Here is a 22,403-nt window from a genome sequence, read left to right as displayed (position 1 = left end):
TCTGCTTAGCGGGATGCCAAAGCATCCGCCTCGATCAGGCGATGCGCTCCCAGGTCCCACCTCCCGCGGCGGCGACAACCCCCTCGCCGTCGCTGAAGATCTCGAAGCCGCCGATGCGCGCGGCCGGCCGGCCAGGTTGGTCCCTGCCATCGGAAAAAGTAAAGGACACAGGTCCGTTCGGGCCAATCCCCAACGCGACGATCGAAACGATTTCGACAAGGCTGCTCCCTTTCAGGCGATCAGCCTCAAAAGCGGCGCCAGCGAAGACCGGGCTGGATAGACCGGCCCGAACCGCCGGTGTGACGAAGAAGCGTCCCTTCCATTTGCTGCCATCGACGAGCGTCATGTCGACGACCAGCGTCCCCGGCCCCAAGGCTTCAAAATTCGCGTGCGCCTCTTTCACGTCCACGGCAATTCTCCTCGGATAAAATTGACTGGTTTCCGGATGAACATTTTCAGCCGGAGAATGGAAAACGAGCTTAGCGCGAAATTCCGCAAACAACCACCCAAAAGAGAATTTTACATAAACACAACCTGCGCGAATGAGACGCCTGTGACGCGATCGGAATGCCGAAGCGAACTGCGTGGTGGTCATTCGCTAGATCCGGAGATGCGACCAGCCGCACCGCCCGTCACATGCATCCACGACCTTCACTCAGACCAGAGCGGCTCGTGACGAGGCCGCGGCAGTTTGCCGTTCGCCGCGTCAGCACGGCGCAATCGCGGACTTTGATTTGGCTGGGAGAGATCGAGGGGCCAAGGCACCGGGAGCCGCGATGGGCAGGCGAACCGCTCAGCCAGAAATGCCGGATCGAACCGTTCCGGACCGAGATTTGGCGCTCCCTAGGGGAATCGAACCCCTGTTTCAGCCTTGAGAGGGCTGAAAACTCTCCCCGGCCACGTCCGCACTCGTTCGTCATAATCTAGCCTTGTCAATAACTTAGCTAAAAGCCGTTCTTCGCTGTTCGGCCTTGTACGCCGATGCTTATTCGACGGATATTCGACGACTCCGGGGGTCGTATACTATGACAAAGACACTCACTGAGGCTCAGATCACGACTGCCAAGGCCCGCTCCAGACTGGAGCTTGGCGTGCATTGGCGCCGCCTCGATGCCGAGGCGCATCTTGGCTACCGCAAGGGCAAGCGGAGCGGCGTTTGGCTCGTGCGCTGGCGCAATCACCATGACGGAGCCAACTACAAGCAGGCGCCGGTCGGCATCGCCAACGACGTCAACGACAAACTTGCCGAAGGCACGCTGACTTTCGAGCTGGCGGCGGCCCAAGCGCGGGAACACGTCACCCGGTTCAGAATAGAAGCGGCGGCCCAAGCGGCCGGACCGGCACCCACCGTGCGTACGGCTGTAGAGACGTACATCAGGGAACGTAATGCCCGTGATAGCCGACGGGCCGGTCGCGAGGTTCGATCCGATGCTGGTCACCGCTTGCGGCGTTATGTTCTTGGTCAAGAGGAGCGTGGTAGCCAGGAAGCCGTTGAGGCCGCCTCTCTCGCCGCAGTGCATCTGCACGCGCTACGGGAAGATGATCTTTTGACGTGGCGCGAGGATCTTCCTGTCGAATTGAAGGCCACGACAAAACAGCGGCTCATAAATGATCTGAAGGCCGGGCTGAATGCAGCATGGCCCCGCCTGTCGGCGGAGCAAAAGAAGCTGAACCCAACGTTCCCTTCGATTGTGAAAGACGGATTTAAAGCTGAGCGCATCGATGATGATGATGAGTCATCAGTCGCTCGAGACAACCAAGTCCTTACGGATGCGCAAATCTGCACCCTACTTCGGGCCGCGCGCGAGATCGACGATGAGCAGAGATTCGAAGGCGACCTACATCGCATTGTCGTGTGCCTTGCAGCCACGGGTGCGCGATTTGCACAGGCAAGACGGATGCGCGTCAGTGATGCACAATGGGACGAGCAGCGCTTGATGGTGCCAGGTTCATACAAGGGGCGTGGTGGCAACGGTGGCTCCGTTCCAGTTCCGGTGGGCGAAGATGTCATCCAAGTCCTGTTGCCAGCCATATTGGATCGCCCAAAAGAGGCGCCGTTGTTCGAGCGATGGAGCTACGAGCAGGAGGCCGGCAGCATCGTTTGGAGAAAGTCAAAACGCGGTCCATGGAAGACGGCAGAACTTACTCGTCCATGGCACGCCATCCGAGATCGCGCCGCGCTACCAGAAGCCATTCCTTATGCGTTGCGACATTCCAGCATCGTTCGCGGATTGCGAAACCGCCTGCCTATTCAACACGTTGCGAAGCTGCACAACACTTCCGTGAAAATGATTGAGCGGCATTACGCTAAATATATCTCAACGGCGTTGGAAGATCTCGCTCGGGCGGCAGTTGTCTCCCTGGTCCCGCGCCACGGCGAAAATTCGGTTGGGCTCGGATGATCAATAAGAGGCGCTTACTGCAAAAGCACACTCTATAGTGGCTTCCACCACACGACTGATAGTATCAGGCTTCCAGACTCGGGGCTTTACCGGGCTGAGGCGACAACCAAGGTAAGAGCCAATTCACGATCGATATGGTAGCCGTGCCATCGTCAGCTGTCTCAGGAGCCGCGAACCTGTCCAGGGTCGGCTGGTTTGGCATTGACACCAACCAGAGCCAACAGAGATTGCACAATGACTAGACGACGGCGACCGACCGTCGTCGTGGCAACTCGACCATCTCCGATTAGTTCATAGATCTTGGTCCGCCCGAGACCTGTCGCTTCACAGGCCTCCGCGACAGTGCAGGTCACCCGCTGCGCAAACGGGAGGCGACGCAGATGGCTGGGCACCGGCATATCTGCGGCTGCACTACGTTCAACTTGGACACTGCTTTCGAGGTCCTGACCACGCCGTATCAAGATCACGTCTCCTCCATAATCGAAGGAGCTACCCTGAGGCGCCCCGCATTCAACGTCAATGGAAGCAAAGGAGCAGTAGGGAGGGCCCTAGCGAGCGTCAGGAAGTGGCAGAAAAGACTCGGCTACGAAAGACAACGCTGAATTTTTTGTAACTGAGATTGTACCCGATCAGGACGACAGGAGATCTGATGCTGGACAGGGCATCGGAGGCGTACTCCGCATCAGTCTTGACGCCACGCAAGCTGCACAACAAAAACCCGAAGCACTTCAAATGGACTAAAGTCTGCCAACCAGATTTTGGCTTCCGTTAAACGCTTCTGCCACAAAGCTCACCAGACTTTATGTGGTGAACTTTAGATTCACGTGACTAGCACTACTTTGGCAGATTGCTGGATTTCTTATCAGGATTCCCGAATCAATTTTTCAATGATTCATAAGTGGCCTACCGATCAGTCCTTCGTCGAGGAGTAACCGCTGAGCAGCTATCGGCCATCAGAACAGGCTGCGCATCCTTCCAATCTGCTTGGCTCCGATGGCCTGTATTGCAGATATCCAGCACTCTTTCCGATCTTTAAAACAAGCAATGCTGTTGGTGCTACCCCACTCCCTACCGCGCAAGCGGAAGGGCTAGATAACGCCGTTATCCAGCACCTTGCTGCAAAGTTGATCGAGCGAGCCAAAGACTGCCAACGACTTCTGAAGGGCCCCTAAGCTTGTACAAATTCGCGGTTCGCGGTCAACTACCGACGTAGTGGACGGTCATCCGCGGCCTATGGAGTAGAGGCCGTGAGGCCTTACTCACCGCCTTCGTAGAACAGCTCCAATGGTAGGCCGACCAGCGCCTTGCCGATCCAGTCCCGTGCGATCACATTCGACGGGCCCATCGCGATCGCTGCGCGCGCGTCTCGATAGGATCGCTCGATCGGACCCCGATGGTAGCCATAGCCGCCGGTCACCGTCAGCGCGGTGGCCGCGACCTTGTTGGCGACCTCGGCGGCGTGGACCTTGAATTCGGTCAGCGGAATCAGGATCTCGCTCTGCGGCCTGCCGGCGCGCCACAGCACGTCGAGTCGCGCCGCGAGCTCGTTGCGCCACGGCCGCAAGGTCTCGACGAGCACCTTAGCGGCGCCTAGCTCCTGCCGGATCGCCTGGTAATCCGATAGGCTCTTATTCCGATCCTTGTGCACGAAGCTCGTGGTGTGCGCCACCGCCGCGTTCAGCGCTCCGCGCGCCACGCCTTCCCAGACCGCGCCGAGTCCGATCAGGTAGACCGGCGACACGCCGTCATAGATGATTTCCTTGCCCTGCCCCTCGCCGCCGAGCCGGTCGTGTCGTGGCACCCGCACATTGCTGTAGCGGATCGGGCCTGAATGATTGGCCCGCACGCCGAGCGCATCCCAAGGCCGTGATTCGATCCCTTCGGCCTTGCCGTCGACGATGAAGAACACGATATCGGCCTGGTCCTTTGCGCCGGGCGTGCGCGTCTGCACCACATAGTAATCGGCTTGGCCCGAGCTGGTCGTGAACGACTTCTCGGCATTGACCAGATAATCCTCGCCGTCGCGCGAGGCTTCCGAGAGATTGAACCACCAGTGCCCGCCGGTGGCGCGCTCGCTGGTCGAATAGGTGCCGAGCAGGCCGCCATTGTTGGATTTGAGCCAGCGCTCCTTCTGGTCGGCGCTGCCGAACAGATTGATAGTTTGGGCCGCGCCGACATGCATCACATAGACGAGGCCGGTCGAGGCATCGGCTTGCCCGATGCGATAGGCGGCTTCGGCGAAGTCGACGTGAGCGAGGCCGAGCCCGCCATGCTGCACCTCGTTCAGCACACCGGTCCATCCGGCCTCCGACAGCGCACGCAGATTCTCGCGCGGAAACCGGCTCTCCTTGTCGTTGCGATCGGCGTTCACCTTTACGGTGGCGTCGATCGCGGCGTCGAGTCTTGCATAGACGTCGTCGTCGATCTTTCGGGCGAGATTTTCTTGGGCCATGGTCATTCTCCTGTCCGGGTTGATGTCAAGCGACAGCGTGGGTCGGCTGCCGGCTCGGATCGGCTTGTGACGATCCGCCGAGATAGAGCGTCTTGATGTCGCCGCGCCGCCGCAGCTCGGCGGCGGCACCCGCGAGCACGCTGCGGCCGTTCTCGAGCACGACAGCGTGGTCGGCGAAGCGCAGCGCCACCGTCGAGTTCTGCTCCGCGACCAGGATCGACAGACCCTGCTCGGCATTGAGCTGTTTGAGCGCGCGAAAAATCCCCTCCACGACGAGCGGCGCCAGCCCCATCGACGGCTCATCGAGCACCAGCAGCCGCGGCCGCGACATCAGGGCGCGGCCGATCGCTGTCATCTGCTGTTCGCCGCCGGAGGTCAGCCCGGCCAGCGAACGGCGCCGCTCCTTCAGCCGCGGAAACAGCGTGTAGACGCGGTCGAGATCATCTGCGGTCTCGGCGCGGGTCGCATCGCGCCCGATCGCGCCGGTGAAGAGGTTCTCCTCGACCGTCAGCGACGCAAAACAGTGCCGCCCTTCGAGCACCGGCACGATGCCGACCCGCACTAGCGCGGCGGCCGATATGCCGGCAAGATCGTGGCCGTCGAACAGGATGCGGCCCGCAGTGATCTGGCCGCGGCGGGCGGGCAGCAGCGCCGACACTGCCTGCAAGGTGGACGATTTGCCGGCGCCGTTGGCGCCGAGCACGGCGACAATTACGCCCGGCCGCACCACGAGCGACACGTCGCTGACGGCGCGGATGGCGTGATTGTAGGTCGCGGCCAGGCCGTCGACTGAGAGCAGGACTTCACTCATGGTTCGATCCGTCGAGTTACCGGCTGCGGGAGGCATAAGGCTCCCGCAGCGGCGCGATCAATTACTGGCTGACCGGATTGTCGCCGGAAGTGCGGGGCTTGATGCCGTGCTCCTGGGCATAGGCGGCCGCGGACTTCTCGATGATCGGCCGCAGGGACGCCCAGTCCGGCGCGATCCAGTCCGACACCACCTTCCACTTCGCGCCATCCCACTGCTGGAAGGTGACGCGGCCGTCGCCCTCGTGATTGTCCCAAGTGACATTGATCGAATGGAACAGCCCCTTGGCGCCGAGCGCCTCGACCCGCGCCGGATTCAGCTGCAGATGCTCAAAGCCCCAGCGCACCTCGTCGCCGGTCAGCGTGCGCTCGCCGAACTTCGCCTGCGCGATCCTGATCGCCTCGACGTTGAGGATGCCGTTCACGATGCCGAGGTTGTGGTAGACGCTGCCGATCCGCTTCTTGTCGTCGAGATTGCCCTTGCCTGCGCCATAGACGGTCTTGATCACCTCTTGCAGCACCGGATATTCGGCACCGGAGGCTTGCGTGGTGATCGCGATATAGCCTTTGGCGGCGTCGCCCGCTGGGATCACGTCTTCCTCGGAATTGGACCAGACATTGCCGATGATGTGGTCGGCCGGGAAGCCGACCTTCTGCGCGGTCTTCAGCGCCACCGGATTCATCACGCCCCAGCCGCGCAGCACCACATAGTCGGGCTTGGCGCGCCGGATCGAGAGCCACTGCGACTGCTGCTCGTTGCCGGGATGCGGCACCTCGATCTGCTCGACGCTGAAATGATACTTGTCCGCGAGGAGCTTGTAGATCGGGATCGTCTCCTTGCCGTAGGGCGAACCGTGATAGAGCACGACGATTTTCTTGTCCTTGAGCCTATCGACGCCGCCTTCGCGGCTCGCGATGTAGTTCACGATACCAGAGGTCTCGCTGTAAGGATTGAGCAGCAGCGGGAAGACGTAGGGAAAGACGCGACCGTCGGTCGAATCGGTGCGGCCATGGTTGACGGTGATCAGCGGCACCTTGTCCTTGGTGATGCGGTCGATCATGGCGTAGGCGATGCCGACCGACAGCGGATTCCAGGCTGCGACGCCGGGCCGGTTCTTCAACCGCTCATAGACCTCGACGCCGCGCTCGACCTCGTACTGGGTCTCGCCCTCGTCCCAGGTCAGTTTTACACCGTTGACGCCGCCGTCGCGGATATTGATTAGGTTCAGATAGTCGATGAAGCCGCCGAAGAAGCCGGTGCCGCCGGCGGCATAGGGGCCAACCCGATAGCTTTGCAGCGGAAAGAACTGCTCGTCGGCGTGGACCGCCGGTGCTCCGGCAAATGCAAGGACACCCACTACCCCCAGCGCGAATTTCAAGTGTCGAAACCTCATCGTCAGCTCCTTGATGTGTCAGTTGCAGGAAACGTCTTGCGGAAGCCGGTCCACGCGGCCGACGCCGCGCGAAACCGGTCCCACAGCGCGATCAATCCGCGCGGCTCCGCGATCAAAAAGGCGATGATCAGCGCACCGACCACGATGCGCTGGCTCATCTCCAGCACGCCGGAGTCGAACACGCCACCGAGCAGCGCCGCGCCGAGCCGCGACAGGATCAGCGGAAACACCACGATGAAGGCCGCGCCGAGGAACGCGCCGCGCAGCGATGCCAATCCACCGATGATGATAATGAAGAGGATCTGGAACGAGCGATCGAGATTGAAGCCGGCCGGCTCGACCGTGCGCAGGTAGGCAAAGGCCCACAGCACCCCAGCGACCCCGATCAGGAACGAGGAGACGCCGAACGCCAGCAGCTTGGTCCGTAGCAGCGGCACACCGATCACCTTTGCCGCGATCTCGTGATCGCGGACCGCGATGAAGTTGCGGCCGGTCTGCGATTGCAGCAGCAGTAAGGTCAGGATCGTCGCCACCGTCACGACGGCCAGCGAGAACAGGTAGCGGCCCGCCGCGCTGGTGAAGGAATAGCCGGCGATGGTCAGCGCCGGCGCGTCGATCACGCCGGACGGATTGTCGTTGGAGAACCAGCCGAACTTGGTCAGCGCCCATTGTACGAAGAACTGCGCCGCGAGCGTCGAGACCGCGAGATAGAACCCGCGCAACCGCAGGCTCGGCAGCCCGAACACGATGCCGATCGCGGCCGCGACGAGGCCGGCCAACACCAGATCGAGCAGCAGCGGCAGCTCGGGCACACGGAGATGCAGATTGTAGGCGGCATAGGCGCCGACCGCGAGGAACGCGGCCGAGCCGAGCGACACCTGCCCAGCATAGCCGGTGAGGACGTTGAGCCCGACCGCGGCGAGCCCCAGCGCGAGGAACGGCGTCAGAACCGCGTCCATCAAATAATCCGAACCGGCGAGCGGGATAACGCCGAACGCAATCACTGCGCCGATGCCGATCAGGATGCGGTCGATGGGGCGGGTCTGGCGCGGGTTCGAGGTTGCGTCCATGTGCTAGACCCTCTCGACCAGCTTCTGCCCGAACAGTCCCGAGGGCCGCACCAATAGGAATGCCAGCGCGACGACATAGGCCGCCCAAGCCTCGATGCCGCCGCCGACCAACGGGCCGACATAGACCTCGGCGAGCTTCTCGATCGCGCCGATCAGGAGGCCCCCGACGATGGCGCCGGCGATCGAATCGAAGCCGCCGAGCACGAGCACCGGCAGCGCCTTGAGCACCACCAGCGACAGCGAGAACTGCACGCCGAGCCGCGCGCCCCACAGCAATCCGGCGACCAGCGCAACGATGCCGGCGACCGTCCACACGATGGCCCACACCCGCGGCAGGCGAAGGCCGACCGCAAGTGCTGCAAACGGATCGTCGGCGACGGCGCGGAACGACAGCCCTGTCCGCGTGGTGCGGAAGAACAGCGCGAACAGCGCAACCAGGCTGCCCGCCACCGCCGCCGCGAACAGGTCGAACCGGCTGATGAAGACGCCGGCGATATCGAGCGGCACGTCGCTGATGCCGATGTCGAGGCCGTGGACCTGGGTGCCCCACAACAGCTGCGCCGCGCCTTCGATCACATAGGACAGCCCCAGCGTCGCCATGAACAAGGTGATCGGCGGCTGGTTGACCAGCGGCCGCAACACCGTGCGCTCGACCGCGACACCGAGCGCGACCATGATCGCGAGTGTCGCCAGCAGCGCGAGCGGAAGCGCGACGCCGCGCTCGACCAGACTGACGAAGGTCAGCGCCGCGAACAGCAGCATCGCGCCCTGCGCGAAGTTGAGCACGCCCGAAGTCTTGTAAATCACCACGAAGCCGATCGCGACCAGCGAATACATCACGCCCGATAGCAGACCGCCCACCAGCACTTCGATGAGGAATTGATAGTCAAACATCAAAGTGCGAGCTCCGTTTCGTCCGCATGCGCGACGCCGAGATAGGCATCGACGACCGCCTGGTCGGACCGCACCTGGTCCGGCGTGCCGTCGGCGATTTTGCGGCCATAGTCGAGCACCGCGATGCGATCGGACAGCCGCATCACCACACCGATGTCATGCTCGATTAGGACGATGGTGGCGCCATAGCTGTCGCGGGCGTTGCGGACATGCGCAGCCAATTCGTGCTTCTCGCCGAGCGTGACGCCCGCAAAGGGCTCGTCGAGCAGCAAAAGCGACGGCCGCGCCACCAGCGCGCGCGCCAACTCGACGCGCTTCTGCAAACCATAGGGCAAGGTTCCGGCGGCGCGGTCGCGCACCTCGCGAAGGTGCAGGAAGCCGATGACGTCTTCTGCGGCGGCGCGGTTCTCCGCTTCGATCCGCCGCGCCAGAGGCGAGCCGGTGATCTGGCGCAGAAAGCCGGCGCGGACCCGGTGCGCCAGTCCCATCAGAACGTTGTCGCGCACCGAGAGGCCCTTGAACACAGCGAGATTCTGGAACGTCCGCGCCACACCATGCTGCGCCAGCCGCGCCGTCGGTACATGGCCGAAGGAATGCTCGCCGAGCCAGACCCGGCCCCGGTCCGGCCGGTAGAGCCCGCTGATGACATTGAGCAGCGAGCTCTTGCCGGCACCGTTGGGGCCGATCACCGCGCGGATCTCGCCTTGTGCGACCTCGAGATCGATGTCGCGCAGTGCGGCGACGCCGCCGAACGAGAGCGAGATGTCAGCAAGCGCGAGCACCGGCTGGATCTCGCCACTGTCTCGTTTCACGAGCGCACGGTCCGCGACGTCCGCGCGCGCGGACAAGGGCGCAGAGAGCGCCGGCTCGACAAGGGCGCCATCCAACGGAAGCACACCCGCGCTTGCTGCGATCATGGTCACGCCAATGTTTCCCGGATCACTCGGCGGCCTGGACGTGCCGCGACGCGTCCGCTTCCAGTGCACGCACCAGCGGAATGATGCGGCGGCCGAAATACTCGACCTCTTCCTGGAAATGGAGGAAGCCGAGCAGCACCAAGTCGACCCCGACCGCCTTGAGCGCGATGATGCGCTCGGCGATCTGCTCGGGCGTGCCTGTCAGGTTGGTCTTGAAGCCGTCATTGTACTGGACGAGATCCTCGAAGCTCGATTTGGCCCAATTGCCCTGACCTTCCGGCGAGGCCTTGCCGGCGTTCTTGACCTCGTGACCAAAGGCATCGACGGCCTCCGGATCGGCCTTGGCGATGATTTCGTTGAGGACGCTGCGCGCCTCGGCCTCGCTATCGCGCGCGATCGCAAACGCATTGACGCCGATCCTGACCGAATGGCTGTTGGCCCTTGCCTTGGCCCTGATGTCGTCGACCTGCTTCTTGATCTCATCGACCGAGTTGCCGTTGGTGAAGTACCAGTCCGACACCCGCGCGGCCATGTCGCGCGCCGCGCGTGAGCTGCCGCCCTGGAAGATCTCGGGCAGCGGCTGGGCCGGCTTCGGCTTCAGCGTGTAGTCGCTGAAGCGATAGAAATCGCCGCGGAAGGTAAAGCTGTCTTGAGTCCAAATCCCGCGTAGCGACCGGATGAACTCTTCCGAGCGCCGGTAGCGTTCGTCGTGATCGAGCCAGGGTTCGCCGATCGCGGTGAACTCGCCACGGAACCAGCCAGAGACGATATTGACCGCAACGCGGCCCTCGGTGAGCTGGCTGATGGTGGCAATCTGCTTGGCGGCGACCGCCGGATTCCAAGGCCCGGGCAGCAGCGCCGCGATCACTTTCAGCTTCGTGGTCGCCGCGAGCAGCGCGTGGCTAAAGGCGACCGGCTCGTGCTGGAACTCGGCGCCATAGCCGGCCGTAAAGCGGATCTGGCTCAGGGCATAGTCGAACCCCGCCTGTTCCGCGATCTGCGCCAGCCGGCGATTGTAATCGATATCCCACCCGGTTCGCTGCTCGATCTTGCTGATCACGAGGCCGCCGGAAACGTTCGGCACCCAATAGGCGAATTTGATCTGATCATGGTTCGCGGTCACAGGAATGTCCTTCTGAAGTTTGGATTTGCAAGTGTGACGCAGGCAGCACGATGCATTCACGCTGCGGCTGGCGCGGGTTACGACACAGCTCGTTCAAGCCGTCACTGAGATCGGGATGGGAAACTTTGCGCAGCCCTGATCCGCGCCGGCGCGCAATCGGTGCGTCAACAACACGGTGCGCGATAGGACATCAGCTGCGCAACGCAGGTTCGAGATCGGTCAAAGAGGCCCTTGAAAGTCATCCACGTTCCCCTCGCTAGCATCATCGGCGAGCAACCAATACTCTCAGAGAAAATTGGGACGAGCGAGTCCAAGCCAAACTCTTTTTCAGCGCGTCCGGGAAAGCGGTATTCTTTTGTTGACGCGAAACGCGACGATTGTTGCCATGCGGGCGAAAACTCGGTTGCGAAGACTCGCCTGCTGAAGATAATGGCAAGCGGCTCTGATAGCAAAATCGAGAGCCGTCCAACAAGTGTATCGCTGGACCTCCATTGCATCAGCAGTTGAATTTCCTGCCATCGGAATGACAGCGAGCGAAGCATTTGCCAAATCCAAGCAGCTCCTTGCGATGCGGAGTCGCTGGCTTAGTTTATCCAATAGGAGGTTGCGGCCGCGATCGATCGATAGGTTGGATTGGACAGATTACATTGCCCCCCCTCTATTCAGAAACGAAGTGATCGGCGTTATCGGGCAGCGAGGGGTCTACTTCGCCGCTGAGTCTCCCTCATAAAGCGAGGCACGTTTGTTTTTCATTTGGAATGTTATCTTGCGGCGAGATCCTTCTCCGTCGAGGCTGGTTCGAAGAACGCCTTTGCCTTTAGATGATTTCGCAGAGCGACTGGCCTGTACGGGCCAAAGCTCGTAAAGTTGCGGACCTTGCTCATCGCAAGCCTTTGATAGACCGTCTCGTGAAGTTGCGCGGTTTCTGGCACGTCGCGGACCGCTTTCGACCAACGGAATGCGGTTCCGCCCATCCGACCATGCATTCGTCGCGCATCATTCCATCGGCCGGCGGATAGAGCCGTAACAGGTTCTTGTCGACGATCACGCGCCCTGCTTCGGGAATCTTCTCGGTGATGAATTCCACCATCCAGTCGAGTGTGATGTCAGACAGCCGAGACTCGTTCTCAGGATAGCTTCGGCTGTCACAGGTTGTTGAGATTGCAGAACCTGCGATAGGGCGGCGCCACCTCAAGCTCGAATAAGATCCTCCCGCCTATTGAGCTGCTCACCACTGTCCCCGGAGCAAAGGGCCGCCGCCACTCCACTGCGCTCTGCAAGCACAATTGTCCGATTCGCAGTCGTAAGCCGCCGATTACCCCATCCACGCATCAGTAGGACTGCTCGAAGAGTGGATTTCGTCTACACTTAGGGCCTAACGCTCCGATCCAAAGGCAGCGCGCCCCCACGAGCAACGCGTTCAAGGAATGCCGAAGCGCAAGATCGACAAGCTCGCTCGCGCAAAAGCGCGGCCCGATCCTGCCCAATGGGGTGAGGATGAAGTAATGACCCTTGTCGAGGCCGCGGCAGTGTTCTTCCCACTCGGTCCGTTGACAATATCATCGTTGCGCAGAGCCGCGGCCACTGGGACTCTTGAAATCGCCAAAGTTGCGGGCAAGGATCTGACAACCCCTCGAGCGATCTGCAAATTGGTCAAGCCGTCATGCCGGGCCGCAAAGCCAAGCCGCCACGACTCTGGTTTAGAGAGGACGATGAAACCTGGATCATCCTCGATCGTGGCCGGCAAATCCGCACAGGCTGCAGCCGCGACGACATTGACGGAGCTGCGAAGGCGCTCGAGACCTATATCGGCGAGCGACATACCAGCACCATCGGGGCAACTGACCCGAACGTCCTCGCGATAGCCGACGTCCTCACTGCCTACGAAATTTCAAAGCGGCCCAAGGACACGGGCGATGAACGCGCGTGGGCACAACATGACCTGCTGCTCATTCGCTTGCTCGATCTTAACAATTTTTTTGGCGATAAAACCGTCAGTCAGCTTAAAGCTCAGCTTTGTCGCGACTTTGTCGATTGGTCCACCGGTACTGCGAACGACAATCATGGGAAGGCTGGCATCAAGCCACGCAACGGGGCAGTCTCTGATCAAACCGCACGACGCCGGCTCGAAGATCTACGCGCTGCCGTGAACGCCTACCACGCCGAGCATACGCTCACCGTCGTTCCAAAGATCACTCTTCCTCCTAAAGCCGAAGGACGACACCGATGGCTAACGCGCAACGAGGCAGCGCGCCTACTCGGAGCAACAATCGGCTACGTGTGGGACACCGAGGAGGAAACGTGGAAGCGCAGCGAGGATGGCGAGCTCGCGCGACGGGAGCGGTGGATCATTCGTCGTCGCTATCCCGCGGCGCGCTTCTGCCTGATCGGTATTTACAGTGCTCGTCGCGAAGAGACCATCCGGCGCACCCAGTGGCTACCAACAACGACCCATCCATGGATGAACCTTGACGCGATGGTCTACCAGGGCAAAGGGGCGCTGGAGCAGTCGACCAAGAAACGGCGGCCGCCGGCAAAGATCGCTAGCCGCCTGCGTCCGCATCTGATTCGATGGCGTAGGATCGACCAAGCTCGATCTGCAGAACTCCGCGCCTCAGGGGTTATGAGAGACGGTGAACAAATCCGGTTCGTCGTGAACCGCATGCACGACGGCCAGCCGCTTGCTGGCAAGATCAGGTCAGCCTGGAATGGTATTCTGGAGGACGCCGGGCTGGGCGACGACGTCGTCCGGCATTCACTGCGCCATACAGCGGCGACATGGTTGATGCAGGCGGGCGTCGACATGTGGGAAGCCGCTGGCTGGCTCGGCATGACCGTTGAGCAATTAGAGGCCAACTATGGCCATCACCACCCGGACTTTCAGGAAGAGGCGGCGAAAGCTTTTGGGGCAAGGCGCTGAGCTGACCACTACTCTCCGCGAGCTATTCGTGCTTTGATATCCGCCAAATCAGCTCGTAGGTCCGAAGGGAGGACTTGTGGTGCTTGATGGTGTTCGATGTAGCATCCCGACAGGGGCTAGTTCCCTCGCGCTTCCCGATCGTCTTTTTTCCGATTTAGAACAGTACAAGGCCGCCGCGGACCGCTGTTCGACGTCCTTGACGGTTGCCTCGAGGGCGACAGACATGGCTGCCGAGACTCAAATCGTTGCGCATTTCGTTGCGCACAAAAAACACAGAACCTATAAGTGCTTGAAAGAATGGTCGGAGTGGCAGGATTCGAACCTGCGACCCCTGCGTCCCGAACGCAGTGCTCTACCGGGCTGAGCCACACTCCGACTGAGGGCCGGCTTATAGCGTCGGGTTTCGGGGACCGCAAGGGACCACAGGGCATCCAATTGAGGAATCTAGTCACAGTGGATACAGGCCTGAAAACGCACGTTCTGCCCGCCGGTGCCGCCGCCACGGCGACCGCCGCCGGGGTTCTGGCCGAGGGCGGCCTGGTGGCGTTTCCGACCGAGACGGTTTACGGGCTCGGCGCCGACGCCGGCAACGCGTCCGCCATCGCCCGGCTCTACGAGGCCAAGGGCCGTCCGGCCTTCAATCCGCTGATTGCCCATGTCGCCGATCTCGGCGCCGCGCGCCGGATCGCCCTGTTCGACGGGCAGGCCTTGCGCCTGGCGGAGGCGTTCTGGCCGGGTCCCCTGACTCTGGTGCTGCCGAAGGCGCTCTCCTGCCCGGTCGCGGAACTCGCGACCGCCGGGCTCGATACGGTCGCGGTTCGCATCCCGGCCCACAAGGTGGCGCGCGACATCATCAAGGCGTTCGGCGGTGCCGTGGTAGCACCGTCGGCCAATCTCTCCGGCCATGTCTCGCCCACCACGGCCGAGCATGTGAACGGCGACCTCGCGGGCCGGATCGACATGATCGTCGACGGCGGCCCGGTCGAGGTCGGCGTCGAATCCACCATTGTCGGCTGCTTCTCCGATCCCGTGCTGCTGCGGCCTGGCGGGCTGACGCGCGCCGAGATCGAGCGCGTGCTCGGCCATCCCCTGCAATCGCCGCCGCAGGAAGCCGAGAGTGACAGCCAGCCGATCGCCCCGGGCATGCTGGCCTCGCATTACGCGCCGCGGACACCGGTCCGGCTCAATGCCAGCGATGTCCATGTCGGCGAAGCCTTGCTGTCGTTCGGGCCGGTCAGGGTCGCGCGGCGCGAATGCGCCTCCGTGGAGATGAACTTGTCGGAGCGCGGCGATCTCGCCGAGGCCGCCGCCAATCTGTTCGGCTACCTTCGCACGCTCGACAAGAGAAACGCGGATGCTATCGCAGTGATGCCTATTCCCGAGGACGGACTCGGCGAAGCCATCAACGACCGGCTGCGCCGCGCAGCCGTTGGGCGGTAGCAAGCATGACCCGGAAACCTGCGAGCCGGTTTTCGCCGCGATGAACGCGACGCGTTTGCGCGGAGGTCATGGCCACAATAAAGATCCCGACTGAGTGAAAGACCAAGAAAAAATGAACATCGTCCAATCAGCGGTGCCGCCGCTTCCGCCCGAATTGCTTGAAAAGTTCCGCGCCATCGTCGGGGCGAAATACGCGGTGACCGATCCTGCCGACATCAAGCCTTACGTCACCGAGGAGCGCGACCTGTTTCACGGCCGCTCGCCGCTGGTGCTGCGCCCCGGCTCGACCGCCGAAGTCGCCGCGATCTGCAAGCTTGCGAGCGAGCACAGGATCGCGCTGGTGCCGCAGGGCGGCAACACCGGCCTGGTCGGCGGGCAGACGCCGCACAATGGCGAGGTCGTGGTGTCGCTGCGGCGGCTCGACAAGATCCGCGACATCGACGTCGAGTCCAACACCATGACCTGCGAGGCCGGCGTGGTGCTGCAAATCGCGCAGCAGAAAGCAGCCGACGTCGATCGGCTGTTCCCGCTGTCGCTCGGCGCCGAAGGCAGCTGCACCATCGGCGGCAACCTCTCGACCAATGCCGGCGGCACCGGCGCGCTTGCCTACGGCGTGGCGCGCGAGATGGCCCTCGGCGTCGAGGTCGTGCTGGCCGACGGCCGCGTGCTCAACGCCCTGTCCAAGCTGAAGAAGGACAACACCGGCTACGATCTGCGCAACCTCTTCATCGGCGCCGAAGGCACGCTCGGCATCATCACCGCGGCAACGTTGAAACTGTTCCCGAAGCCGCGCGCGGTCGAGACCGCCTATGTCGGCCTGAAGTCGCCGGCGGCGGCATTGAAGCTGCTGTCGATCTCGCGCAACGAGGCAGCCGGCAGCCTGACGAGCTTCGAGCTGCTCGCCGACATCGCGGTCGATTTCTCGATCCGCCACGGCATCGATATCCGCGATCCGCTGGAGAGCAAGCACCCCTGGTACGTGCTGATGGAATTATCGTCATCGCGCGACGATGCCCGCGACGCGCTGGAGGCGATCCTCGCCCAGGGCATGGAAGACGGCATCGTCGACGATGCTGTGATCGCCGCCAATCTGAGCCAGCGCCAGGCGTTCTGGAAACTGCGCGACGAGATGTCGGCCGCGCAAAAGCCGGAGGGCGGCTCGATCAAGCACGACATCTCGGTACCGGTCGCGGCCGTGCCTGCCTTCATCGCGGAGGCCAATGCGGCGGTCGTGAAGCTGATCCCGGGCGCCCGGCCGGTGCCGTTCGGCCATCTCGGCGACGGCAACATCCACTACAATGTCAGCCAGCCGGTCGGCGCCAATGCAGCCGACTTCCTGGCGCGCTGGCACGACGTCAATGCCGTCGTGTTCGAGATCGTGCTGCGGATGGGCGGCTCGATCTCGGCCGAGCACGGCATCGGCGTGCTCAAGCGCGACGAACTGCCCGACGTCAAGGACAAGGTCGCGATCGAGCTGATGCGGCAGGTCAAGGCGATGCTCGATCCGCTCGGCATCATGAATCCGGGCAAGGTGCTGTGACCGTGCAGGCGACAACGCCCTCCCCTTCACTCGCCATTGCACCAATCACCGACGCCGATATCGCCGATGTCGTCGCGCTGTGGCAGGCCTGCGGCCTGACGCGGCCGTGGAACGATCCCTCGGCCGACATCGCGCTGGCGCGGCGCGGTCCGAGCTCGGCCGTGCTGGTCGGCCGCAACGCCGGCGCGATCGTGGCAACCGCGATGGTCGGCCATGACGGCCATCGCGGCTGGGTCTATTACGTCGCGGTCGATCCCAACCGCCAGGGCAAGGGGCTTGGCCGCACCATCATGGCGGCGGCCGAAGACTGGCTGCGCAATGCCGGCGTGCCGAAGCTGCAATTGCTGGTACGGCGGGAGAACGCCAAGGCCGGCGCTTTCTACCAATCGCTCGGCTATGAGGAGTCGACCTCGGTGATGCTGGCCAAATGGCTCGACGGCCGCGAAGCCACGCCGTGACAGCGTTGAGGATATCAGCATGAGCATCGCCGACCGCGTCCGCGTCAAGGACGTCGAGCTGCTTTCCAAACGCCGCTACGAGCTGAAGAGCGCGACCTTCGACTACCGCCGCAGCAACGGCGAATGGCAGACCCAGGTGCGCGAGGTCTACGACCGCGGCAACGGCGCGGTGCTGTTGCCCTACAATCTCAGTACCCGCAGCGTCGTGCTGGTGCGCCAGTTCCGCTACCCGGCTTTCGCCAACGGCTATGACGATCTCCTGATCGAGGCCGCCGCCGGCATGCTCGACGATGCCGCGCCGGAGATGCGCATTCGCGCCGAGGCGGAGGAAGAAATCGGCTACCGGCTCACGCATGTGCGCAAGGTATTCGAAGCCTTCATGACGCCGGGCGCGGTGACCGAGAAGCTGCATTTCTTCATCGCCGAATACGACGCCGCGATGCGTGTCAGCGACGGCGGCGGGCTCGCCGACGAGGGCGAGGACATCGAGGTGCTGGAGCTTGCGATCGACGACGCGCTCGCCATGATCAGCGATGGCCGCATCGTCGACGCCAAGACCATCATGCTGCTGCAATACGCCGCGCTGCATCTGTTCAGGTGAATGCCGCCGCGTCCCGGCCCGGACCGAGGCGGCTCGCGCCATCAGCTAGACAAAATATCGAAAACAACCCCATGCAAAGTAGCCGGCGGTGACCGGCGCTCGACTTGACACGTCGGGCAACTCACCGATACGCTTCCAATATTCCGAAATCACACAGACGCACGCTGGCCCCTGGAGCCATAATGCTCTAGCTCCGTCATCCTGAGGTGTGAGCGGAGCGAGCCTCGAAGAATCGACGGCCCCGCTGGTGGCCGATTCATCCTTCGAGACGGCCGCGCTGCGGCCTCCTCAGGATGACGGGGATGGTCTGAATCCGGCTCGACGATCAGCTGTCGCTAGCGCCGCTCCACACCGTCAACTCTACTGCATCGTGATCGCAAGCCCGCTCAGATCGGCATTGGCCATCAGGCCGACCTGGTGGCCGGTCAGTTCGAGCACGGCGCCCTTCTGATTGGTCAGCACGATCGCGCGTGCACCGCGACCAACGGCAAGCCCGGCGCCCGCCGCGCCGTAGACGCCGGCGACGTCGGACGGACGATTGATGTTGCTGACGCGGCCGCGCAGCACGGTCTTGGAGCCGCCGAAGACCAGGCCGTAATCGAGACCGCCGGTGGACAGCCGATAGGAGCGGCCGCGGAACGTCAGCACACCGCTCCCGCCGGAGCCGCCGATGATCCACCCGGCCTTGTAGATCGTGAGCGTCACGAAGCCGCTGTCGGCGCGAGCGGCGGAAGAGACAGCAAGTCCCGTCAATGCCAGCAGCGCGACCAGCGCGGCGCGAAGGGTGGATGAAAGTTTCATGTGCAGTCTCCCCAAGACTTTCTCAGTCGATTTGCTCACATCGATTTGCCTGCGTCGCGACACGGCTGCGAATCGCAATGCGCGACTGTAGCAAGCAACCAGGCGCAATTTGGCACAGTGCCGGCCATTTGCTGACGGATATTTCAGCACAACCGGTGTTGAACCTGTTCCCCGGGTTGCAACACTCACTGCATGTCCGGGGCGATCGGCCCCTGAGCTCCAGGATTGCCCCGCGGAGCATTGACGTTTTCAAACCGGAGATTTCCCATGCGTCGACTTGCGATCGCCTGCGCCACCATTGCCGCCACCGTGTCCGTGCTTGCCGCGGCGAGCCCGGCCAGCGCCACGCCCTATCATCTGATCCGCTGGCAGGACACCGGCTTCTGCCAGATCTGGGACCAGAGCATTCCGACCACGCCATGGCCGGCGAATTTCGCCGTCGTCAGCGAGGAGCTGCCGACCTTCGACGCCGCGTTCACCTACAAGACCGGCCTGCTCAACAACGGCACCTGCTCGTTCTGAGCGCCCTCCGATCACGCACAGGGCGGACCCGCGGCAACAGCGCGGCGTCCGCCCTCATGCTGTCGGGCATGACGCGATCTGGCGTCAGTGATGCTTGATCAGCGCGTCGCGCGCGGCGGCAAGTTCGAGGAACGCCGCGCCGTTGCCGCCGCCGTCGGGATGCACCGTCTTGGCGGCGCGCTTGAACGCCTGATGGACCTCGGTCGCTGCGAGGCGGCGGCCGAACGGCAGGCCAAGCAATTGCCGGTAACGCTCTTCCTGCGTCAGCGCCTTCGGCATCAAGCCACGCCGGCCGAACTGCGGCGCGGACAGCATGTGCAGCGCATCGCTGACGATGCCGAGGCGGCGCTGCGCCATCGACTTGGTCCGGCGGTCGGCCGATTTCAGCGCGGCCTGGCGCAGGATCGGCAGCACCTGTGCGGCCGCATGCCGCAGCGTCTCGTCGATGTCGGTGGTAGCGATCTCGGCGATCATTTTGGCGATTTCCCGATAATCTGGATCAGGCGCCGCGCAGAAGCGCTCGATCGCAACTTTCCAGTGTCTGATATGCGGGTCCATGATCGGTCCGTACTGTCATCCGAATCCGGATAACAGCAACGCGCAAACGCCGCTTGGCGTTTCGCTTGGCGCAGTTTTGAATAGTGTTGTCGGCAACGCTCACAAATCAGAACGAGGAAACGCCATGGCCCTTCTCGACAATCACATCGCCGTCATCACCGGCGCAGGCTCGGGCATCGGTCGTGCCATCGCACTGGGCTATGGCCGCGAGGGCGCGCGCGTGGTGCTGCTCGACATGAACGGCGATGCGGCGGCGGAAGCGGCCAGGGAGATCAGGAACGCCGGCGGCAAGGCAGAGAGCTTCGCGCTCGACGTGACCGATCGCGACGCCTGCGTCGCAATGGCGAGACAGATCGCCGACAAGGTCGGAGCTGTCTCGATCCTGGTCAACAATGCCGGCATCGCGCGCCGCAACGGCATGCTCGGAACCGACGAAGCCGTGATCAAGGATTGGGAAGACATCATCTCGATCAATCTCACCGGCGTCTTCAACGTGACGCATTCCTTCCTCGCGCCGCTACGCAAGAACAAGGGACGCATCGTCAACATCGGTTCGATCCAGTCCTTCGTGCATCTGCGCACGCCGAGCTCGCCGGCCTACACCGCTCCAAGCACGGCGTGCTCGGCTTCACCAAGGCATTGGCCGCCGAGCTCGGCAAGGACGGCGTGCGCGTCAACGCGATCGGCCCCGGCTTCATCGAGACGCCGCTGAACGAGAAGGTGCGCGCCACCAATCCCGACCTCGTGAAGGTCTTCATGGATCACACCCCGCTCGGCCGGGCCGGCAAGCCAGAGGACATCGTCGGCCCCGCGATCTTCCTCGCCTCGGATCTGTCGGCCTATGTCTCGGGATCGATCGTGATGGTCGACGGCGGCTACCGCACACTGTGACCGATGGAACCGCAATCGTGGCGATTTCGGGGTATTTTGCTTACAAAGCAGGGAGTTAGCGGCGCGTTAAGGACTTGTTAACCAAACCGGCACACCGTGGATTCTACGGGGTAGTTGGTTCTCGATGTCTCCGCCTCATCGAGGAGGCGGGCGTTGATCGGGAGGAGTTCATGTCTTACGCGTCCACCGTACCGTCGCCGGAAGCACTGCTGCCGTCGCTGGCTCCAAATGAAATCGTCCCATTGCTGATCGGCGCGACCGTCGATGAAGTTGAGCGGGAACTGGTGCTGCAAACGCTCGCGCGCTGCGACGGCAACCGCACCCGCGCCGCGCGCGTGCTCGGACTGTCGGTCCGGACGTTGCGGAACAAGATCCGCGAATATTCGGCCGACGGCATCGACGTGCCGCACAGCGAGCACGCCGCGGCCTAAAGCGCGATGCGATTGGGTTGAATCGTCATCGCGCTTTAGCTTGTTGTTTGAGCATGATCTTTTCGGAAACCGCTACGAACTTTTCCGGATCATGCTCTAGCTCAGATCGGCAGGTCGATGGCAAGACGCCGCCAGCGCGACAGCAACGCGCTGTCCTCGTCACCGAGGCAGCGCGCGAGATACACGTCGGTCGTCGCGGTCCGTTGCAGCGTCTCGGCCACCAGCGCGCACGCATAGTCCCAATAGTCGAGCCGTCCATCCGGATCGTCATCGACGAGGGACTTTGCGAGGATCTCGACGTAGATCGCGGTGACGGCATTTTGCCAGAACTCGCTCGCGCGCCTCTTTGCGGAGTGCGCGCCGGTCCGTGCCTGCCACATCAGCCAGTAATCTTCTTCGCCTCCTGCCCAATCCGACGACGGCAGGCACGGATCAAGGCATGGCGAGCGGCACAGCAGTGGCTGCATCGTCCGCGCGTCGCAGAACGCGGCATAGTCGAGCTTGTCGTACCACCGCGCGCGCAGCAATCGGCGGATCTGGCCTTGCTCGTCCGCAGCGAGCTGTCGCCTGCATGTCTGCTCGAGATCGGCGATGATCGCGGCCACGCGATCGCGATCGAATGGCTCGACCTCGAGCACCACGCCGATGTTGCGCGGAAACAGCGCGTCGAGCACCGCGACCGTCTCGCGATAGAATGCGCGCGCCAGACCGCCGCCCCGCCACGCCTTGGCGACGCCGACATGGTTGCAAAAAATCAGGTCGCTGGCGTGATCGTAGGTGAAGAAGCCGAGCCCGACCGCGCGGCCGGCGCCGGCGCGCAGGATGAAGCAGCGCGAGTCGAGGCGATATGAGATTGCCTGACTGCCGACTCTGAGCTGTCGCCGCTCGCCGACATCGTCCGACAGCACCCAGCGCACGATATCTTCGGAGCTGTCGCGCTCGGTTGGTGGAAACAGCTCCTCATAGAGTTCGAGCACACCCGTGCTGCGAAAGGCCACCTCATCAAGCACGTCGTGCCGCGTCATGACGATGTCGAGCGGTTGCGATCCCTCGCCCGCAGCTGCGCCGTACCTGCCGCTCAGAAACCGCAACGCGTCCTCCGTCACAATCTTCGCATCGAATTATGACTGTTGATCGCTTGCATCGGCGTCGCCGGGCAGAATTGAAGCCGTCGTCCAACCT

General features: G+C 62.8%; 20 protein-coding genes, 2 tRNA genes and 2 pseudogenes. 10 read left to right on the top strand and 14 right to left on the bottom strand.

The genetic code is table 11. The features are described from left to right. Positions 1-34: 34 nt before the first annotated feature. Together XH92_RS10705 and XH92_RS10700 are read right to left on the bottom strand one after the other, a co-directional pair. Complete coding sequence (locus tag XH92_RS10705) at positions 35-595, bottom strand: hypothetical protein (RefSeq protein ID WP_194459173.1); 561 nt, start codon at positions 593-595, stop codon at positions 35-37. 239 nt (positions 596-834) lie between these two features. Beyond that, positions 835-905 (bottom strand) — tRNA-Glu (locus tag XH92_RS10700). Positions 906-1,025: 120 nt separating this feature from the next. Between XH92_RS10700 and XH92_RS10695 the strand changes: the two genes are divergently transcribed. Beyond that, positions 1,026-2,402: a tyrosine-type recombinase/integrase gene (locus tag XH92_RS10695; RefSeq protein ID WP_168855824.1), complete on the top strand. Its 1,377-nt coding sequence runs from the start codon at positions 1,026-1,028 to the stop codon at positions 2,400-2,402. 161 nt (positions 2,403-2,563) lie between these two features. Here XH92_RS10695 and XH92_RS43810 read toward each other — a convergent pair whose 3' ends face one another. Next, complete coding sequence (locus XH92_RS43810) at positions 2,564-2,800, bottom strand: excisionase family DNA-binding protein (RefSeq protein WP_168855855.1); 237 nt, start codon at positions 2,798-2,800, stop codon at positions 2,564-2,566. A 299-nt stretch (positions 2,801-3,099) separates the two neighbouring features. Between XH92_RS43810 and XH92_RS10685 the strand changes: the two are divergent. Further along, positions 3,100-3,220: pseudogene (locus XH92_RS10685) on the top strand (IS630 family transposase); the annotation flags it as partial. Between the two features lie 437 nt (positions 3,221-3,657). Here the strand turns inward: XH92_RS10685 and XH92_RS10680 are convergent. The 7 genes from XH92_RS10680 to sfnG all read right to left on the bottom strand — a co-directional run bounded on the left by XH92_RS10680 (position 3,658) and on the right by sfnG (position 11,059). Continuing rightward, positions 3,658-4,854, bottom strand: a complete 1,197-nt coding sequence (locus XH92_RS10680; protein ID WP_168855825.1) for an acyl-CoA dehydrogenase family protein — start codon at positions 4,852-4,854, stop codon at positions 3,658-3,660. A 25-nt stretch (positions 4,855-4,879) separates the two neighbouring features. Further along, positions 4,880-5,665, bottom strand: coding sequence for an ABC transporter ATP-binding protein (locus tag XH92_RS10675; RefSeq protein ID WP_194459172.1), 786 nt, complete (start codon positions 5,663-5,665; stop codon positions 4,880-4,882). Between the two features lie 61 nt (positions 5,666-5,726). Beyond that, on the bottom strand, positions 5,727-7,055 hold the full coding sequence (locus XH92_RS10670; protein ID WP_246788363.1) for an ABC transporter substrate-binding protein: 1,329 nt from the start codon (positions 7,053-7,055) through the stop codon (positions 5,727-5,729). Between the two features lie 2 nt (positions 7,056-7,057). Beyond that, positions 7,058-8,125: a branched-chain amino acid ABC transporter permease gene (locus XH92_RS10665; protein ID WP_194459171.1), complete on the bottom strand. Its 1,068-nt coding sequence runs from the start codon at positions 8,123-8,125 to the stop codon at positions 7,058-7,060. Positions 8,126-8,128: 3 nt separating this feature from the next. Beyond that, positions 8,129-9,019, bottom strand: a complete 891-nt coding sequence (locus tag XH92_RS10660) for a branched-chain amino acid ABC transporter permease (protein WP_168855828.1) — start codon at positions 9,017-9,019, stop codon at positions 8,129-8,131. Further along, positions 9,019-9,936 (bottom strand): ABC transporter ATP-binding protein, encoded by a 918-nt coding sequence (locus XH92_RS10655; RefSeq protein WP_194461205.1) that lies wholly within the window; start codon positions 9,934-9,936, stop codon positions 9,019-9,021. The genes XH92_RS10660 and XH92_RS10655 overlap by 1 nt, the downstream gene beginning before the upstream one ends. 22 nt (positions 9,937-9,958) lie before the next feature. After that, a complete protein-coding gene (sfnG, locus tag XH92_RS10650; RefSeq protein ID WP_194459170.1) occupies positions 9,959-11,059 on the bottom strand; it encodes a dimethylsulfone monooxygenase SfnG in 1,101 nt (366 codons plus the stop codon). Between the two features lie 1,663 nt (positions 11,060-12,722). Here sfnG and XH92_RS10645 point away from each other — a divergent pair. Beyond that, positions 12,723-13,979, top strand: a complete 1,257-nt coding sequence (locus XH92_RS10645) for a hypothetical protein (RefSeq protein WP_194459169.1) — start codon at positions 12,723-12,725, stop codon at positions 13,977-13,979. A 298-nt stretch (positions 13,980-14,277) separates the two neighbouring features. On the opposite strand, the gene XH92_RS10640 is transcribed toward XH92_RS10645, so the two are convergent. Further along, a tRNA-Pro gene (locus XH92_RS10640) sits at positions 14,278-14,354 on the bottom strand. 78 nt (positions 14,355-14,432) lie between these two features. On the opposite strand from XH92_RS10640, the gene XH92_RS10635 reads away from it, so the two are divergent. The 4 genes from XH92_RS10635 to XH92_RS10620 all read left to right on the top strand — a co-directional run bounded on the left by XH92_RS10635 (position 14,433) and on the right by XH92_RS10620 (position 18,018). Beyond that, positions 14,433-15,419, top strand: a complete 987-nt coding sequence (locus tag XH92_RS10635) for an L-threonylcarbamoyladenylate synthase (RefSeq protein ID WP_194459168.1) — start codon at positions 14,433-14,435, stop codon at positions 15,417-15,419. A gap of 112 nt (positions 15,420-15,531) precedes the next feature. Next, positions 15,532-16,959: an FAD-binding oxidoreductase gene (locus tag XH92_RS10630; protein ID WP_194459167.1), complete on the top strand. Its 1,428-nt coding sequence runs from the start codon at positions 15,532-15,534 to the stop codon at positions 16,957-16,959. After that, positions 16,956-17,417, top strand: a complete 462-nt coding sequence (locus XH92_RS10625; protein WP_194459166.1) for a GNAT family acetyltransferase — start codon at positions 16,956-16,958, stop codon at positions 17,415-17,417. Before XH92_RS10630 ends, XH92_RS10625 begins: the two co-directional genes overlap by 4 nt. 19 nt (positions 17,418-17,436) lie before the next feature. Beyond that, positions 17,437-18,018: a GDP-mannose pyrophosphatase gene (locus XH92_RS10620; protein WP_194459165.1), complete on the top strand. Its 582-nt coding sequence runs from the start codon at positions 17,437-17,439 to the stop codon at positions 18,016-18,018. 360 nt (positions 18,019-18,378) lie between these two features. Here the strand turns inward: XH92_RS10620 and XH92_RS10615 are convergent, their stop codons facing one another. Further along, positions 18,379-18,819: a hypothetical protein gene (locus XH92_RS10615; RefSeq protein WP_194459164.1), complete on the bottom strand. Its 441-nt coding sequence runs from the start codon at positions 18,817-18,819 to the stop codon at positions 18,379-18,381. 267 nt (positions 18,820-19,086) lie between these two features. On the opposite strand from XH92_RS10615, the gene XH92_RS10610 reads away from it, so the two are divergent. Continuing rightward, positions 19,087-19,341, top strand: a complete 255-nt coding sequence (locus XH92_RS10610) for a hypothetical protein (protein WP_194459163.1) — start codon at positions 19,087-19,089, stop codon at positions 19,339-19,341. Positions 19,342-19,425: 84 nt separating this feature from the next. Here XH92_RS10610 and XH92_RS10605 read toward each other — a convergent pair whose 3' ends face one another. Further along, entirely contained in the window at positions 19,426-19,815 is a 390-nt protein-coding gene (locus XH92_RS10605; RefSeq protein ID WP_246788362.1) for a hypothetical protein, read from the bottom strand. A 208-nt stretch (positions 19,816-20,023) separates the two neighbouring features. Here XH92_RS10605 and XH92_RS10600 point away from each other — a divergent pair. Together XH92_RS10600 and XH92_RS10595 are read left to right on the top strand one after the other, a co-directional pair. Next, positions 20,024-20,790, top strand: a pseudogene (locus XH92_RS10600) (SDR family NAD(P)-dependent oxidoreductase). A 170-nt stretch (positions 20,791-20,960) separates the two neighbouring features. Further along, positions 20,961-21,221: a helix-turn-helix domain-containing protein gene (locus tag XH92_RS10595; protein ID WP_021076090.1), complete on the top strand. Its 261-nt coding sequence runs from the start codon at positions 20,961-20,963 to the stop codon at positions 21,219-21,221. Between the two features lie 101 nt (positions 21,222-21,322). Here the strand turns inward: XH92_RS10595 and XH92_RS10590 are convergent, their stop codons facing one another. Beyond that, positions 21,323-22,312: a hypothetical protein gene (locus XH92_RS10590; protein ID WP_194459161.1), complete on the bottom strand. Its 990-nt coding sequence runs from the start codon at positions 22,310-22,312 to the stop codon at positions 21,323-21,325. Positions 22,313-22,403: the final 91 nt, after the last annotated feature.

Source organism: Bradyrhizobium sp. CCBAU 53421, assembly GCF_015291625.1.
Classification (GTDB): Bacteria; Pseudomonadota; Alphaproteobacteria; order Rhizobiales; family Xanthobacteraceae; genus Bradyrhizobium.
The sequence above is the reverse complement of the archived record's forward strand: the minus strand, read 5'-3'. Positions and strand labels throughout refer to the sequence as shown.

Bases quoted from the DNA above. Each gene is read 5' to 3' on its own strand.
- XH92_RS10705 (WP_194459173.1), bottom strand. From the start codon at position 595: ATGACCACCACGCAGTTCGCTTCGGCATTCCGATCGCGTCACAGGCGT.
- XH92_RS10695 (WP_168855824.1), top strand. From the start codon at position 1,026: ATGACAAAGACACTCACTGAGGCTCAGATCACGACTGCCAAGGCCCGC.
- XH92_RS43810 (WP_168855855.1), bottom strand. From the start codon at position 2,800: ATGCCGGTGCCCAGCCATCTGCGTCGCCTCCCGTTTGCGCAGCGGGTG.
- XH92_RS10680 (WP_168855825.1), bottom strand. From the start codon at position 4,854: ATGGCCCAAGAAAATCTCGCCCGAAAGATCGACGACGACGTCTATGCA.
- XH92_RS10675 (WP_194459172.1), bottom strand. From the start codon at position 5,665: ATGAGTGAAGTCCTGCTCTCAGTCGACGGCCTGGCCGCGACCTACAAT.
- XH92_RS10670 (WP_246788363.1), bottom strand. From the start codon at position 7,055: ATGAGGTTTCGACACTTGAAATTCGCGCTGGGGGTAGTGGGTGTCCTT.
- XH92_RS10665 (WP_194459171.1), bottom strand. From the start codon at position 8,125: ATGGACGCAACCTCGAACCCGCGCCAGACCCGCCCCATCGACCGCATC.
- XH92_RS10660 (WP_168855828.1), bottom strand. From the start codon at position 9,019: ATGTTTGACTATCAATTCCTCATCGAAGTGCTGGTGGGCGGTCTGCTA.
- XH92_RS10655 (WP_194461205.1), bottom strand. From the start codon at position 9,936: ATGATCGCAGCAAGCGCGGGTGTGCTTCCGTTGGATGGCGCCCTTGTC.
- XH92_RS10645 (WP_194459169.1), top strand. From the start codon at position 12,723: ATGCCGGGCCGCAAAGCCAAGCCGCCACGACTCTGGTTTAGAGAGGAC.
- XH92_RS10630 (WP_194459167.1), top strand. From the start codon at position 15,532: ATGAACATCGTCCAATCAGCGGTGCCGCCGCTTCCGCCCGAATTGCTT.
- XH92_RS10620 (WP_194459165.1), top strand. From the start codon at position 17,437: ATGAGCATCGCCGACCGCGTCCGCGTCAAGGACGTCGAGCTGCTTTCC.
- XH92_RS10615 (WP_194459164.1), bottom strand. From the start codon at position 18,819: ATGAAACTTTCATCCACCCTTCGCGCCGCGCTGGTCGCGCTGCTGGCA.
- XH92_RS10610 (WP_194459163.1), top strand. From the start codon at position 19,087: ATGCGTCGACTTGCGATCGCCTGCGCCACCATTGCCGCCACCGTGTCC.
- XH92_RS10605 (WP_246788362.1), bottom strand. From the start codon at position 19,815: ATGATCGCCGAGATCGCTACCACCGACATCGACGAGACGCTGCGGCAT.
- XH92_RS10595 (WP_021076090.1), top strand. From the start codon at position 20,961: ATGTCTTACGCGTCCACCGTACCGTCGCCGGAAGCACTGCTGCCGTCG.